This window comes from Bacteroides sp., assembly GCF_052357945.1.
Lineage (GTDB): Bacteria > Bacteroidota > Bacteroidia > Bacteroidales > Bacteroidaceae > Bacteroides.
In genome coordinates this window covers 21,452-37,205 of sequence record NZ_DAWCXD010000045.1, presented here as the reverse complement: position 1 = coordinate 37,205, position 15,754 = coordinate 21,452, and the positions used below count along the sequence as shown (strand labels likewise).

General features: G+C 38.2%; 11 protein-coding genes and 1 pseudogene. 5 read left to right on the top strand and 7 right to left on the bottom strand.

The window, feature by feature from the left end; genetic code table 11:
* The 3 genes and pseudogenes from ACT8YW_RS10655 to hsdR all read right to left on the bottom strand — a co-directional run.
* Nucleotides 1-246: pseudogene (locus ACT8YW_RS10655) on the bottom strand (restriction endonuclease subunit S); the annotation flags it as partial.
* Nucleotides 247-251: 5 nt separating this feature from the next.
* Nucleotides 252-1,769, bottom strand: a complete 1,518-nt coding sequence (locus ACT8YW_RS10650) for an N-6 DNA methylase (protein WP_444104883.1) — start codon at nt 1,767-1,769, stop codon at nt 252-254.
* 3 nt (nt 1,770-1,772) lie between these two features.
* Complete coding sequence (gene hsdR, locus ACT8YW_RS10645) at nt 1,773-4,079, bottom strand: EcoAI/FtnUII family type I restriction enzme subunit R (RefSeq protein WP_444104882.1); 2,307 nt, start codon at nt 4,077-4,079, stop codon at nt 1,773-1,775.
* Nucleotides 4,080-4,519: 440 nt separating this feature from the next.
* Between hsdR and ACT8YW_RS10640 the strand changes: the two genes are divergently transcribed.
* The 3 genes from ACT8YW_RS10640 (at nt 4,520) to ACT8YW_RS10630 (ending at nt 6,122) form a co-directional block, all read left to right on the top strand.
* A complete protein-coding gene (locus tag ACT8YW_RS10640) occupies nt 4,520-4,927 on the top strand; it encodes a helix-turn-helix domain-containing protein (protein ID WP_004302000.1) in 408 nt (135 codons plus the stop codon).
* A 35-nt stretch (nt 4,928-4,962) separates the two neighbouring features.
* The gene (locus tag ACT8YW_RS10635; RefSeq protein ID WP_004301999.1) at nt 4,963-5,361 is read left to right on the top strand and encodes a helix-turn-helix domain-containing protein; all 399 of its coding nucleotides are present in this window, start codon (nt 4,963-4,965) and stop codon (nt 5,359-5,361) included.
* A 326-nt stretch (nt 5,362-5,687) separates the two neighbouring features.
* Nucleotides 5,688-6,122, top strand: a complete 435-nt coding sequence (locus ACT8YW_RS10630) for a DUF6078 family protein (protein WP_444104881.1) — start codon at nt 5,688-5,690, stop codon at nt 6,120-6,122.
* A 100-nt stretch (nt 6,123-6,222) separates the two neighbouring features.
* Here ACT8YW_RS10630 and ACT8YW_RS10625 read toward each other — a convergent pair whose 3' ends face one another.
* The 4 genes from ACT8YW_RS10625 to ACT8YW_RS10610 all read right to left on the bottom strand — a co-directional run bounded on the left by ACT8YW_RS10625 (nt 6,223) and on the right by ACT8YW_RS10610 (nt 13,206).
* Entirely contained in the window at nt 6,223-8,313 is a 2,091-nt protein-coding gene (locus tag ACT8YW_RS10625) for a BT4734/BF3469 family protein (protein ID WP_444104880.1), read from the bottom strand.
* A gap of 828 nt (nt 8,314-9,141) precedes the next feature.
* Nucleotides 9,142-10,026, bottom strand: coding sequence for a HEPN domain-containing protein (locus tag ACT8YW_RS10620; RefSeq protein ID WP_444104879.1), 885 nt, complete (start codon nt 10,024-10,026; stop codon nt 9,142-9,144).
* An 88-nt stretch (nt 10,027-10,114) separates the two neighbouring features.
* Nucleotides 10,115-11,890, bottom strand: coding sequence for an SWIM zinc finger family protein (locus tag ACT8YW_RS10615; RefSeq protein ID WP_444104878.1), 1,776 nt, complete (start codon nt 11,888-11,890; stop codon nt 10,115-10,117).
* A gap of 86 nt (nt 11,891-11,976) precedes the next feature.
* Entirely contained in the window at nt 11,977-13,206 is a 1,230-nt protein-coding gene (locus tag ACT8YW_RS10610; RefSeq protein ID WP_444104877.1) for a YecA family protein, read from the bottom strand.
* Nucleotides 13,207-13,374: 168 nt separating this feature from the next.
* Between ACT8YW_RS10610 and bla the strand changes: the two genes are divergently transcribed.
* The gene (gene bla / locus ACT8YW_RS10605) at nt 13,375-14,256 is read left to right on the top strand and encodes a class A beta-lactamase, subclass A2 (RefSeq protein WP_444104876.1); all 882 of its coding nucleotides are present in this window, start codon (nt 13,375-13,377) and stop codon (nt 14,254-14,256) included.
* A 71-nt stretch (nt 14,257-14,327) separates the two neighbouring features.
* Entirely contained in the window at nt 14,328-15,740 is a 1,413-nt protein-coding gene (locus ACT8YW_RS10600) for a GNAT family N-acetyltransferase (RefSeq protein ID WP_444104875.1), read from the top strand.
* The last annotated feature ends 14 nt before the right edge of the window (nt 15,741-15,754 follow it).

Sequence of the window (15,754 nt, the reverse complement as noted above, 5' to 3'; positions counted from 1 at the left end):
CTCCTCGTCAATGCACTTCACCTCCCCGGTTGCGAGAAACTTCTCATAATAGGAATTGTCATCACCTCTAAAAATAAACGACTCGTTCTTATCCTTCTTAATTTTTCCCTCCTTTACAAGGCGAGCTTTCTCTGTCCGAATCTTCTCTAACAAAACCGATGCAGGTTCATCATTAGGGTCTTGAGGTACAAGTTTTCCCTGTATAGCCCACTGAAGTATACTATTCTTTAATTGCTTACCATTCATAAGGATTAATCAAGTTTGATTTCAATACCCAGTAGCTTCTGTATTTCAGCCAATGTTTTATCTATCTCATAATCAAGAGCTGCACGCTTCTTAAAATAATTAGTAAGCAATTCTGCAGGTGGCAAGATTTCTTCCTCATCTTTAGGAAATTTACATTGATCAAAATTACAATCAAGCGAAATCAAATCTTGAACAGAAAAACAACGAGATTTCTCATTTCCATCTTGGCTTACAATCTCTTTCCTATCGTTCCACCACTCTTTTATTGGTTGACAATGCTCTAACTTCATTGGTTTTGTCTTAGAGAAGTGCTTATATCCATCAGGCATATCAAGACGATAAAACCAAGTTTCTTTTGTTGAATACCCATCAGGAGCATCTTCAACCCTTTCATTATTGAAAAAAAGAATATTTGTAGCAATACTTGTATAAGGAGAAAAAACACTTCCAGGCAAACGAATAATAGTATGTAAATTAAAATCCTTTAATAGCTTCGTTTTAATTGCAAGCTTCGCACCGTCTACACCAAACAAAAATCCATCAGGTACAATTACTGCCGCACGACCATTGGCTTTCAAACGGTACATTATCAATACCATAAATAAATCCGCAGTTTCACTACTACGCATATCTGAAGGAAAGTTATTTTTAACGCTCGCTTCAGTACTACCACCATAAGGTGGATTCATTGCAATAACATTAACCTTGTCGCATTCTTTAAAATCCCCAACCCTTGTACCCAAAGAATCACAATGAATAATATTAGGAGCTTCAATATCATGCACTAAAAGATTAGTGATTGATAAAAGATATGGCAAAGGTTTCCATTCTTGCCCTATTACGGCTGTCTGGAATAACTTAACATCATTTGTCGTTTTAACTTGCTTATACAAATGATTTAATGCAGATGTAAGAAAGCCTCCCGTTCCTGACGTAAAATCTCCAAAAGACTCTCCTAGTTGAGGATTTAGTATTTCCACCATAAAATCGGTCAGTGCACGAGGAGTATAAAACTCTCCGGCATTCCCCGCAGATTGTAAATCCTTCAAAATGCCTTCATATATATCACCGAATGTATGCCGGTCTTCAACATCTGAAAAATCAATCTCATCTATGACATTAACCACTTGACGAAGCAAAATTCCATTCTTCATGTACTGGTTAAGGTCTGAAAAGATTTCTTTCACTATAGTTTTACCTCTTGGAGTATCTTCATTTACTGGTAAGGCCTTAAGGGTAGGAAAAAGCCTTGCATTTACAAATTCCAATAAAGCATCCCCAGTAAGTGCTTCCCCATCTGCATTATCAACTGCCCAGTTTCTCCACCTTAGCTCTTCTGGAATAATTGATTTAAATTCCTTTTTTTCACGGCGACTTTTATACTCCCACGTTTCTTCCTGTGCATCATAAACTTTTAGGAAGAATAGCCAAACCATTTGTTCAATACGCTGTGCATCACCACTAATACCTGCGTCTTGACGCATTATATTCTGTAATCGTTTTATTATATTATTAACTGCCATAAATTATGCTACATATAATTCGTTTTCTAAATCTTTAAGTGCTTTTTCAAATTTCTCCCATCCACCAAACAACTTAACTATCTTTTGAGGCTTACCGATTGTATTAAAAGGAGGGGTATCAAGTATATCCTCATTCTCAAATTCCAAAATGCCTTTATCAGCATATTTATCTAACAATGCTTCTAAAACTTGTTTAGCCACACCTTCATATCTAGATAAATAATCTCTCTTCTTTACATTATTAGCACGTTCCTTCCGCGTAAGCGGTTGCTTATCAAAAGCCACATGACATATTATATCAAAAATGTCTGCATTAAGCAAATCAGGACGCTTTTCACGAACTGCATCAAGTAAAACATTGTATTCTTTAAGTTCATCAACAATAACTTTCTTCTTATCAGCAGCAGTCCAGTTCTTTATAAACTCATCCAACGTAGCATACTTACCTCGAATATTCTTACGTGTAAAATCTGTTAAACTTTCTGTGACAAGAGTATGTCCATCAGCACCAAGGTATGAAACAATTTCTGTGTTTATCTGAATATCTTTTCCATTAATGTAATATTTCTCGCGACCATATTCCCTTGGAGGTTGGTCATGTGAAACAGTCCGACGCGGACGATATGGAGGATATGTTTTACTCCCTCCACCTTCCAGCTCTGGATCACCATCAAATTCTGGATCTTTAAACAATTGGGTCACATTCCTGAAATCAAGAATTTCAAAATGCCACTTCCCCTTATCAGTACGCAACCGAGTACCACGCCCTACAATCTGCTTAAATTCTGTCATAGAACCTATTTCTTTATCAATAACAATAAGTCCGCAGGTTTTACAATCGACACCAGTAGAAAGCATTTCGGAAGTCGTAACGAGCGTAGGATATGGTTGATCTGGATCTATAAAATTATCAAGTTGTTTCTTCCCAATATTCTCATCTCCAGTGATACGCATAATATAGCGAGAATCCTTCTTGCACAAATCAGAGTTATAATTAACCAAAAGTTGCCGCATCGCCTCCGCTTCTTCTATATCTGCACAAAAGATTATAGATTTTGTCATGCGTCCTATTCTATGGAGCATTTTAGTTATGCGTCGAGCAACAATATCTCGGCGTTGCATAATAACTAACTCACGTCCAAATGTTTTCCGGTTATAAAAACCAGCTTTAATGAGATTACCTTTTATATCCAACTCATCTTCCTCGGGCGTCCATCCTTCTAAATCGATATTCAAAAAAGAGTTAGTTACTCTATACGGAGCTAAAAAACCATCTTCAATACCTTGCTTTAATGAGTATGTATACAAAGGCTCATTGAAATAGTCAAGATTATTAGCTCCTTCTTTTACTTTAGGGGTTGCAGTCATACCAATCTGAGTTGCGGAAGAAAAATACTCTAACACTTTTCGCCACTCCGATTCATCTTTAGCACTTCCACGATGACACTCATCTACAAGAATCAAATCAAAGAAAGTTGATTTGAACTCTTTAAAAGGATCGGGAATATTCTCGTCATAAGAAACTAATTGTTGATATAGAGCCATATATATTTCAAAAGAAGAGTCCATATTCTTCTTTTGAATCTTCGTCATAACTTTTTTAAAAGGCTTAAAATCTTGAGCCATAGTCTGATCTATCAAGACATTTCTATCTGCAAGATATAAGACTCGCCTTTTTAATCCAGATTTTGTCAACCGATGAATAATCTGGAAAGCTGTAAAAGTCTTTCCTGTACCTGTTGCCATTACCAATAAAATTCGATTTTGTCCACGGGCAACAGCTTCAATTGTTCTATTTATAGCTATTCGCTGATAATAACGAGGAATGTTAGTATGAGCATCCCAATAATAAGGTTCTTCAATAGCCTTTATTTCTTCCGAAGTATATTTTTTAGAATCACGTAAACGTTTTAACAGTTCATCAGGAGTTGGAAACTCATCCATATTAATATTAGTTTCCTTACCAGTAAGAAAATCATGCTCAATAAAACCGTCTCCGTTAGAACTGTAAGCAAAAGGTATATCCAGAATTTTCGCATAGTCCATTGCCTGTTGCAGTCCAGCTCCCACAGCTTTATTATTATCTTTTGCCTCAACTATAGCAATAGGATTATTTGCAGAATAATGCAATAAATAGTCAGCTTTCTTTCCTTGTTTCCGGGCATGAACATTCCCTTGAAATATTACTCGCCCATCAGTAAAGTAATATTCCATCTTTATGAGTTCTTTTTGCCATCCTGCCTTTTCAACAATAGCTGGAGTTATAAAACGTAATTTTATATCTTCCTCTGTTAATGACTTCTTATCCATATACCTAACACTTAACTTCTTATAATTGTGTATTATCGGAAGTTGCAAATCTAATTAAAATAATTAACAAGAAGAAATTATTTACTCGTTTTTGTAGAAATAATGTAATTACATAGTTTTACCAGGGGTAACACATATATTTCACAAACTATACCTATATTAAATAATCATCCTTCTGCAATGTTTAAGAAGATATTTTCCTCACAAAAAATCAGATGACTAAAAGTTACTTTCCGTACAATTCAAAGAATAAAACTAGATATAAAATTCAGTACCATGTTTAATATATTGTTTACCCAAACTAACAATAAATTTCATCAAATAAAATAACCAAAACTACAGAAACAAAAACATACACTAAAAAATAAAGCACACTTTCATTTGAATTAAACTGTTTCTTGTTATCTTTGCCTAGACGTATTCATTTAAAGAACAATAATATGGATGTTGAAATAAAAGAGAAAGAAAACCGGAGACATGTCGGACGCAATTTACAAAGGATTCGTGTATATTTAGGCATGAAACAGGAAGCGCTGGCTGCCGATCTTGGTGTAAATCAGCAGGTCATTTCAAAGATTGAGAAACAAGAGGAAATAGAAGAAGGCTTTCTAAAAAGAATTGCTGAAGTGTTGGGGATATCCGAAGAAGTCATTAAAGACTTTGATGTTGAAAAGACGATTTTCAATATTAATCATCATAATTATAAGGATGCAAATATCTCTGAAGGTGCTACTACATACGCTATCGTTCAACAAATAAATCCACTTGAAAAGATAGTTGAGTTATATGAGCGTTTATTGAAAAGTGAGCAAGATAAAATTGAGATCCTGAAAAAATATATGAAATAATCACTGCTAGATTCAGCAATCTAATATATAGAAGAATGGAAACAATAGAAAATATAAAATCAAATCACCTTCACCTTGGGAAAAAGATAGAACGTGTACGCAGACTTCGCGGTATGACTCAAACGGAGCTAGGCCAATTATTAGGAATAACCAAGCAGGCTGTTTCAAAAATGGAACAAACCGAGAAAATTGACGATGAACGATTAGAAAAAATAGCCTCTGCATTAGGAGTTACTACCGACGGATTAAAAGAGTATAACGAAGAAACGGTTTTATATAACACAAATAATTTTTACGAGAATTGCGGTGTAAAAAATGCAATTGGTAATAACCAAACATTCAATAATTTTCCCATAGAACAAACGATTGAACTCTTTGAGAAACTGTTAGAGAAACAGAAAGAACAATTTGAGAGCTTAAAAAAAGAGAAATAGATGACCTTTATAAAATACTCAACTTCGTTTATAACAATTATTTCCCTAAGGAAGTTGTAGATGAATTAATTTCCTCAAAGAACAAAGAAATTGATTGGCTAAAAATAGAGATAAAGAACCTTAAACAAGAAAGAGAAATCTTGCTGCAAATAATTAGGGATATGTATTGAGTATCCCTAATTATCAAATGTTGATAAGAAATCCCCATTACATACAAATAAAACAATCCCAACGCTTCCCATTCCCAAAATAAAGTCCTACTTTTGTGAAGAATTCTGTTTGCTATATTTACAACAGTATTTCACAAATAAAATAAGCCCAACAAGATGAAAGAAGAACCTGACAGTTTGTCTGTCCCTTACAATTTTGCCCGTTGCCTCAACGCTCAATGTCCACAAGCCTCAAAATGCCTGCGCCACATAGCTACACAACTTGATACAACCGACAACCTATATATCACTATCATTAATCCGGCACGTTATCCTGCGGATGGAAACCAATGCGAATGTTTCAAGACTGCTGTCAAAGTTCATGTGGCATGGGGACTTAAACAGTTGCTTAACAGAATTCCCTATGAAGATGCGGTCAGTATCAGAATACAAATGGTCGGACACTATGGAAAAACGGGATATTATCGGTTCTATCGTGGAGAACGGGGGCTTATGCCCAAAGACCAAGCCTACATCAGACAACTATTCCGTAATAAAGGGATAAAAGAAGAACCAACTTACCAACGCTACACAGAAGAATATATTTGGTGAGTTGCTGTCATCTGTCACAGTTCAGGGGTTAATAGTTTAGTAATAAACCGATAAGACTGTGACAGCAAGAGGTGACAGCAGGGTGATGGCATTTTTGCCGTCACCTGGTTATTAGTCTTACAACATGATAGAGTGTACCGCTACGCGTATGTTTGGAAGGTATTTCTTGCTTTTTCAGTATTCTTCCGAAGGAATTAACCCTCTTGACAGACATCGGGATTGAACTGCCTTTTTGAATATCTTCCATAATCTCCGCTGGAGACAACCACTCCCCTTCTTCAGGCTGTGCTGCACGAAAATAACGGAAGAAAAGTTGCTCTTCCGGCGGGACTTGTTCAAATTCACGGTTGTTTTCCACCATGATCTTTTCTTCCTCCTGGTCGAACCAGTAACGTTCGCCATGTTCCAATTCGTACATAGCTTGTGCGTAAAGCTGCTCATAGTCTATCGGACGGTTGGTGTCAATCACTCCGGTCACTTCGATGCAAATAAAACGACGGCTGCCGGAAGGGTCGGTCAACAAGTCTTTTTGGTTGCTTGTGGCTATGAATGAGGCGTAACGACGCATTTCAAGCACGGCACTGCCATGAGGTTTCTTCACATTCAGTACAGGCTTTTGCAGAATATGTTTCAGGAAACCTTGTTGTGTCGAACTTACCTGGTCAAATTCATCGATATTGATAAGCGCAAAACGATTGAGGTAAAGTTCGGCATCTTTCTTCCGGGAAAAATCAATGCTGTCGGTATAGTAGGAACGCTCGGAAGGAGGCATTATGCTCCGGCAAAAAGTAGATTTACGTGTCCCTTGCGGTCCGACAAGTAAGGGCGAAACACTGTTCGCATACTTTTTATCGCTTCCTTTCCAATGAGAAACCATATTGAGGAACCAACGGTGGAACAAATCCATCCAATACGGATTCTTACAAGGGACGGTGGCTGCCAATGCACGAATACGGTCTTTACCGTCCCAAGCAGGAAGCCGGTAGAGAAAATCTTCCAACGGATTGAATACAGGCACGCGGTTGGAGTAAATATAACGACTAATGTCCCTGTCCCACAACGGGATACCTTCCATTTGCGCATCCAAAGCAATGCTGTTCAGCGCACGTTTATCGAGAGGATTGAAACGGAAACGAAAAGAAAGCCTTTCACGATATTCTACCTCACCAATTTGGGTATTATGGCGGAATTCATAGCGGCGTTTCATGAATTCTTCAGTCTGCAAGGCGAGTTGCTGCTCTTTGCTTAGGCTGATATTCTTGCCGAAGCCTTTGCACTCGGTATATATATTGCCAATCATTTGCCGGATAAGTTCTTCCTGTTTATACAGATAGAAGTGGAAAACAGTACGTTTCACGACTTCTTCTTGCGGAAGTCCCGAAGCAAAACAGTTTTTGGCCAGTTGGACAACTAAAGGATGCCATGTGTCTTCGCGCAATTCGAGTCCCGCTTCCCGGAGATCGGCATACGCTTTCCGAAAAGCGGCTTCGAAAAGCATCAGGAAGGCATTTTCCGCATCATATCCCGGTACGGCACGGGTCAATGGAGATTTCTCCGCCTGAACCGCTTCACGGAAAGTGGTTTCTTCGGGCATGGATGACGGTTGAGAGAGATAAAATTGAACAGAATCCGGACGATATATGATGTCCGGATCGTGGGATAATCGCGAATATTGTTCCAGAGTCGGTTCTTTGGGAAGTATATCGAATGGGATTTGGGGCTGATAACATTTCACAGCCAGTCGATAGGCGTGGGCGTGGAATAGTTCCGCTTCCTCCTGTGTTTTAGGAAGGGAGTTGTCCGGTCGGGTAAAAGTAGTCCATATTTTCACCGTTTTGCCACTTGAGCCCATAAAAACACAACGGGTTTGCGGTTGCTCGCAGGCTTTTTGTTTCACTAATGCTATTTCAGATTTATTGGATAAAGGACCGATGGTCAGTTCTACAATACCGTTGTAGTTTTTCATCTGTTTCTGACCGTTTACTTTACGGAATTCAGCGGAAGGAATTACCTTGGGCAGTTTATCGGCAAACATACACCGTTCATCGGAAAGGGTATATCGCAGATGTTCTCTGAATGTAGAAACAGGACGGGATTTTATTTCTGTCTTTATCTTATTTACCAGTATATCAAGATCCATTACGCTGAGCGCTATCGTATCTTCATTCTTACGAAATTGAGTAATTTTCATTAATTTGATAATAATTTGTTTTGTCAGCGTCTTTGTGATCGTTGAGACTGCTAAATTAGTCATAATATCCGAAACCAGCAAAGAAAACAAGTTTTTAATACAGAGAATTATTGATATATCAAGCATCTCTTTAGCTGAAAGAAACGGGATTGTCACCACCTAATTACGGGACAAATTAGTTTTCTCTGCTTGAAACTACAGTTCCAGCTAAGGGAAACTATAGTTTCATCGGTGAGAAACCAATGGTTTCAAGTAATTGGAACTAGAGTTTCAAGCGTATGAAACTAAAGTTTCAAACCGCAGAACCAACAGTTTCGCACCTTGAAACTGTTGGTTTCAAGGCAGGACACAATTCATAAGTACGGGGGTAATAAAATGAACGACTTATCCATTTATGGCTAATACTATTCATTTTCAAACAAAGACTTTATTTTGTCTTTGTTTTTTAGGTGACAGCATTATTGCTATCACACTGCTGTCACCTTGTGCTGTCACAACATTAAACACTTATACTCTGCAAGTTAGATTATAATCTGTGACAGATGACAGATATATTTTGTTTTTCATTTCATAGAGGCTGAATTCAAGTTATAAATGGAACACCGACTTATTTCATTGGGAACAATTATTCCGCCATTGTATCATAATATTAAATATTCGGTAGGGAAAATGTGATTTTATACTAAAAGTTCGGTAGAAAAAGTGTAGTCTTTATTGGACTACCAATTAAATAATACGACAAATGGCACAAAGTTCACAGCTTGCATCACAGCGCGCATCGGCCGAGTTACCTTAATATTTTAGGAACATCCCCATAAAATATACCAATTATTGCATCATCATATCATATTCCGCAATTTTCTCCTTACACAAGCGTTCAGTAACATCTCGCAGAATATCTACACGGGAAATAAGATATTCCAGTTGTTCTTGTGAGATACTGAAATCTTTGTTATAGCGGGATTCAATATAAGAACGGCATAACAAATCAAAACATTCTTTTTCTGAACCTGTATTTTGAGGAAAGACTGTTGTCAATTCCTGTGAGAAACGCTTCACCATCCCACCAAGTTCTTTAACCTTATGAGTCTTTGGAAGATAGTTCGTAAAGACCATCAGAATAGTATAGTATAATTTTTCACAAGTTTGATGAAGCAAAAAAGCGGATAAGTTATAATCTTCTTTGGAGAAACATATTTTCACTAAGTCAAAAAAATTACACGCATAAGGATATAATCTATCAAATTCTTTTTGTGCAATATCCCGAATCTCCTTAAAACTCAACTTCCGTGGTTTAGCCAATTCGTGTTTGCCGCTATTATAAAGCATAATACCCTCCTTTACTATATCCGTAAAGAAATACTGGCTGACTTCCAGATTACGGTTTACGGTATTAATATGTTCTACAACAAATTGTGGAAAAGCATGACGACGACCAGCAAACAAATCATGATATTGATTCGTAATACGGTGCAATTTTCTTTCCACATATTTAGTCTGTCCGGTCACGACGACAAGAATATCGTAATCGCTCTGATAGGAAGTATGAACACCAAATTCGATATTACTGTCCCATAAAACATAGTTTCCCCTTGCATAACTCCCGAACAGGATAACCATCTGACAATTCTCGATGTTTTTACACACTAAATCCAGCAAGACTGTCAATTCTTCCTGCGTACGTTTGGGTAAACGTTTTATAGACTTTTTCATAACCAAGCTTATTTGATAACCTTACAAAGGTACGAACTTTGCTATCTCCAAACAACAGAGATACAGAAAAACTTATAATAAAGTATTTTTAAAACCTCGACAATACTTCCATCATTGCCGGACGACGTTTATATTTTATCCGGAACTCTGCAACCAACCTTTTCACTGCTGCCTGCCCCTCATTAAGTTTCTTTGCACACAACAACGCTTGTGCTATATATTCATAATGAGTCCGTCCCATATTCTGTTCTGCGTAATCATTCAACAAAGAAGTATATATAGCAATCAATTGCTCCGAATGAGTGTCTTTCAGATAATAAGAATACTTCATCAATGCTTCCAGTTGATGATACCTGGTTGATGATAGCAATTTGAACAAACGCTCATTATCCCTTTCTTTCACATAAATTTCAGCCTCATCATTCGCGCCAAAAGAAAAATATTCACTAAAATGAGTCTCTTCCATCATTGCATCCAGAAAGCTCTTCCATTCTTCTTTCGGAATAAGAGTTTTAAGTTTGCTATAATATTCTAACTTATCTCTGCCTGACACAAACAATAAACGGCATGTATCGATGACGTCGGAAGTTCGATGAGTCATCTCATAAATCATTAATTTAGTTTTTAACCATTCATCTATGGTTCCGATATGTTTTTCTTTTTCTGCAATCTCTATTCCTTCATTCAGCAAACGGATAGCTTCATCATATTGACAACAGGCAATCAATTTATCTACTTCCATTTTTCGAATTTCAGTTAAATAAAGGTATTGACGAATCGTATCAGCCGCTTTTTGCTCTTCATGCAATTCGGTTAACAGATTGACTTTCCGAAGAACGATTTGATATAAGTCGTAAGTATCTTTTCTTTCTTCCAGGAGTTTGTCAATCAATTCCAATGCTTTTTCTGCCGGTTGAATGGAAAGATTTATTTGCATCAGCAATTCGTCTATATCATAAAGGTCATAATCACGATAAATAGATATTTTAGCAATCTGCCCCAGTTCCTGAAGAATTTCTGTCTTTTGCTTTTGAGTAATTTTAGGATGCTCGATTACTTTTACCAACAAATCTCCTGCCTGTTCACAATAATCAGAAGGGCAGAGATCATCATTATACAAAAGTTCATCATCATAATTTTCACCGATTGAACGAAGCGTTTGAAGAGCTATAGCGACAGTGCTTTCTATGTTTCCCAATTTCAGAAAGAAATCCGCTTTCTCCAAGAAAAGATCCATCTGATTGAAAACAGCTTCCCAATCACACGCAAAATCATCGTAGCGATTGCGATAACGAGACTTTTTACTATAATTGGAGCTATCAAACACTTTTTGAATCTCTGCTTTATAATTCTTTTCCCTTGACGTTACAGACAACTCTTTAGCTATAAAACGATTCAAAAGGGCTGTTTTAAACTCCGGATGCATAGAGGCATATTCATATATAAATTGTGAAAGTTCTTGTGGTTTAACGAATGACAATAATTGTCCTATTTCCACATAGGGCTGACAAGCCTTGACCGCTTCTTTGGTCTCCTCTAAAACAACGGCTTCCTCTACCTTTGCTTTCATCTTGGAAAAGGCACTGCGACTCACCTTTTTCTCATTATCACGAATTGCCAGTAAGGTGGCTACTACATGTTTACAAATTTCCCCATCATACGGACAATCACAGTACCAAGTCTCTATTTCTTTTCCGTCCATAGATATCTCTACGTTATAATTCACCGTACCCTCTACTGTCGCAGTCCATTCACCGGGCGAATCTTCTTCCAATTCAGAAACAGCCCCTGTTTCATAATACTCTTCTCCGCGCACTAATATTCTATATGGCACACAGCTCTCAAAATTATCTAATGTAATCATAATGAATATTTTACTCTTTTATATAACCTTCTTATTTGTGCCCCCTTCTGTATTTATGTTACATATTTGTCACAATTTTCTTCCTCTTAATTATTTCTTCCACAACACTTTTTATACTTCTTCCCGCTTCCACAGGGACAGGGATCGTTCCTTCCGACCGTGTGTCCGGAAGGCATACCACGAAACAGATTGTCTATCCTTGCCTGCATTTCCGGAGTAATGTCCATACCGGCAGCCTTCATATTCGGACCTGCAACAATACGGGGAGGATTATTCTTCAATTTTTCTTTTTCAAATAAAACGAATGCTTCATCCGAAGAATAGCCTTTCAGAAACCAACGGGGACAATGATTCACATAATCCATAAATAGTTCAATAGCCTCTTGCAGCTCCTGCATGGAAGAAAGTTTGTGGCTAATCATTGAATTAATAATAGACAATGAATTTTCTTCCGTTTGAGCAGTAAACCACAAATATGCCAAACTGCTATCCGCTTTTTCCTCCGTATATCCCAGTTTCTTCATCATATACTCCTTCAATTCATCCCAACACGGATTAGGAATAACGACTAACGGCATCATTCCTGCGGCAAAGACTTCTTCTTTAGAAAACTTCTTCCTATTTGTTATTTCACGACGAGCATACATTTTTTCTTCCAAATCATCTAAATCGTCCAAAAATGGAGACTGTATACAAATAGTAGAGTTATAACCATCCACCGCCTCAAAGGTTAGCCGCTGTATCAATGCCGAATTAGCCAAGCTATCAGTGATTTCACTTCTTGTCACCGAATCTGGCAAATAATCAATTAGCATACTTAACAGATCGAAATAAGACAGATAACCATATAAATTTATGATTCCATAAGCATACTGCTCTACCATAAAACGGATTGCCTGCTTTTCCGAAGTCAAATAATTATTTAAATAAGGAGCTACGGCTTCACGCAATTCATCACAAATCATGTAGCGGACTTTACTTTCTTCCAAGTGACAAGTATCCGTCGCTACGAAAGACAGAATTTCCAACGTACTCACCATAAATGAATTTGTAGTTTCTACATACGTATCAGTTCCCGCTTTCACCAACTTATCAAGCAAAGTCAGCTCATACTGTGTCAATCGGGGAAGCCACATGTCGGGGCAAGCCAAAACTGCTTCTGCTAAAAATTCCGCATATTCATCTTTACGCAGTTTTGTGGGAACAGATAAAAGCAAAATTTTCGCCACCTGCTTTAACTCCTCTTTTGTGTTCATTTTCAAGCCATCTACTAATTTTACCGATGATTGAAATAATTCCGACTGACATCTTATCATAACACTTACTCATTAATTGATTCATTCACAAAAGTAGGAATTTCTTATCTGACATCACTATTTTTGAATGAGAATTTGCAAAGGCAATTACTATTTATACCTTTGTGACTTCAATAGAGAATATGATTTCACTAGAGAATTAGTAACCCGTTAAAAGAGAAATTGATTATGCGTTCATTCATAGTATTTCTTTGTTTAGTCCCCACCCTCCTGTTTGCCCGACAAACTCAACTTGAGACACAGTTGAAAGAAGCCATCAAGGGAAAGAAGGCCGAAATAGGAATAGCCGTCATCATTGATGGGAAAGATACGGTAACTGTCAATAATGATATTCACTATCCACTGATGAGCGTATTCAAGTTTCATCAGGCATTAGCATTGGCAGATTATATGGGAAAGCAGAAGCAATCGCTGGAAACCCGGTTAGCCATTAAAAAATCGGATTTAAAGCCGGATACTTACAGTCCGCTACGGGATAAATATCCGCAGGGTGGAATTGAAATGAGTATTACCGACCTGCTAAAATATACACTTCAACAGAGTGACAACAATGCCTGCGATATTCTTTTTGATTATCAGGGAGGTCCGGATGCCGTAAACAAGTATATCCATTCACTAGGAATTCGGGAATGTGCCATTGTCGGTACGGAAACTGCCATGCACGAAGACTTGAACCTATGTTATGAAAACTGGACTACTCCGTTAGCCGCAGCCGAATTAGTGGAAATATTCCGTAAGAAGCCATTGTTTCCCAAAGTGTACAAAGACTTCATATTTCAAACAATGGTAGAATGTCAAACCGGGCAAGACCGTCTGGTTGCTCCGTTGCTCGACAAAAAAATAACCGTAGGTCATAAAACCGGAACGGGAGATCTTAATGCGAAAGGACAACAAATCGGTTGCAATGACATTGGTTTCGTTCTTTTGCCCGGTGGACGTACTTATAGTATAGCTGTCTTCGTGAAGGATTCCGAAGAAAATAATCAGGCGAACAGTAAGATTATCGCTGATATTTCCCGTATCGTTTACGAATATGTAATGCAGCATTAAGATAGAGACAAAGTACGTTCGGTACGAATGAAGATTGAAACAAAGTAATAGAAATTAGAAAATTCATTTACATGAAACTACATCATATCGCTATCTGGACCTTTCGTCTGGAAGAATTAAAAGAGTTCTATGTCCGCTTCTTCGGAGGAAAAAGCAACGAAAAATATATCAATCCCAAGAAAGGATTCGAGTCCTATTTTATCTCTTTTGGAGAGGGAACAGACTTGGAACTGATGAGCCGTACAGATGTACAGAACACTCCCATTGAAGAAAACAGGGCTGGACTGACACACTTTGCTTTCACCTTCCCCAGCCAGGAAGAAGTATTACGCTTCACCGAACAAATGCGTTCGGAAGGATATACCATCGCCGGCGAACCGCGTACTTCGGGAGACGGATACTTTGAAAGTGTAGTCCTCGATCCTGACGGAAACCGGATTGAGTGCGTATATCGGAAAACTGCAAACGAATCGAAAAACAAAGCAAGACAGGAAACTGACATAGAAAATATTCCCCCCGTGACGCTCCATACAGAACGTTTATTTCTCCGCCCTTTCGAAGAAAGAGATGCTGAAGCGTTCTTTGCTTGTTGCCAGAACCCGAATTTGGGAAACAATGCCGGATGGCCACCCCATCGTACGTTGGATGAATCCCGCCGGATACTTCATTCCACATTTATCAACCAAGAGGGAATATGGGCAGTGATACTAAAAGATACAAAACAGCTAATCGGTTCGGTAGGAATTATCCCCGATCCTAAACGCGAAAATCCGCAAGTGAGAATGTTGGGTTACTGGCTCGACGAATCTCATTGGGGCAAAGGATACATGACTGAAGCAGTGCAGGGTGTCCTCAACTATGGCTTTGAAGAATTGCGGCTTAGCCTCATCACAGCTACCTGTTATCCGCACAACAAACGTTCGCAGAAAGTACTGAAAAAGAACGGTTTCATCTATGAAGGTACACTTCATCAGGCAGAACTGACTTACAACGGAAACATCTACGACCACCAGTGCTACTACCTGCCCGGCATCTCCCAACCTACTCCGGAAGACTATGATGAAATCCTCCATGTATGGGAAATGTCCGTTCGCCACACGCATGATTTCCTGACGGAAGAACATATCCAGTTCTATAAACCACTGGTGCGGAAGCATTATCTACCCGCTGTTGAACTTTTTGTTATCCGGAATGCCAACGGAAAGATTGCCGCCTTCATGGGATTGAGCGACGAACTGATCGAAATGTTATTCGTACACCCCGACGAACAGGGAAAAGGATATGGCAAACGATTAATGGAATATGCAAGAGACAAAAAACATATGGATAAGGTGGACGTAAACGAGCAGAATGAAAAAGCACTCCAGTTCTATCTCCATTTGGGATTCCAAATCATCGGCAGAGATGAAACGGACAGCATGGGCAAACCTTTCCCCATTCTCCATTTGCAACTGCCGGAAGCTGATTCCGCTAATAGAGATTAATTTCCCAAAAACGA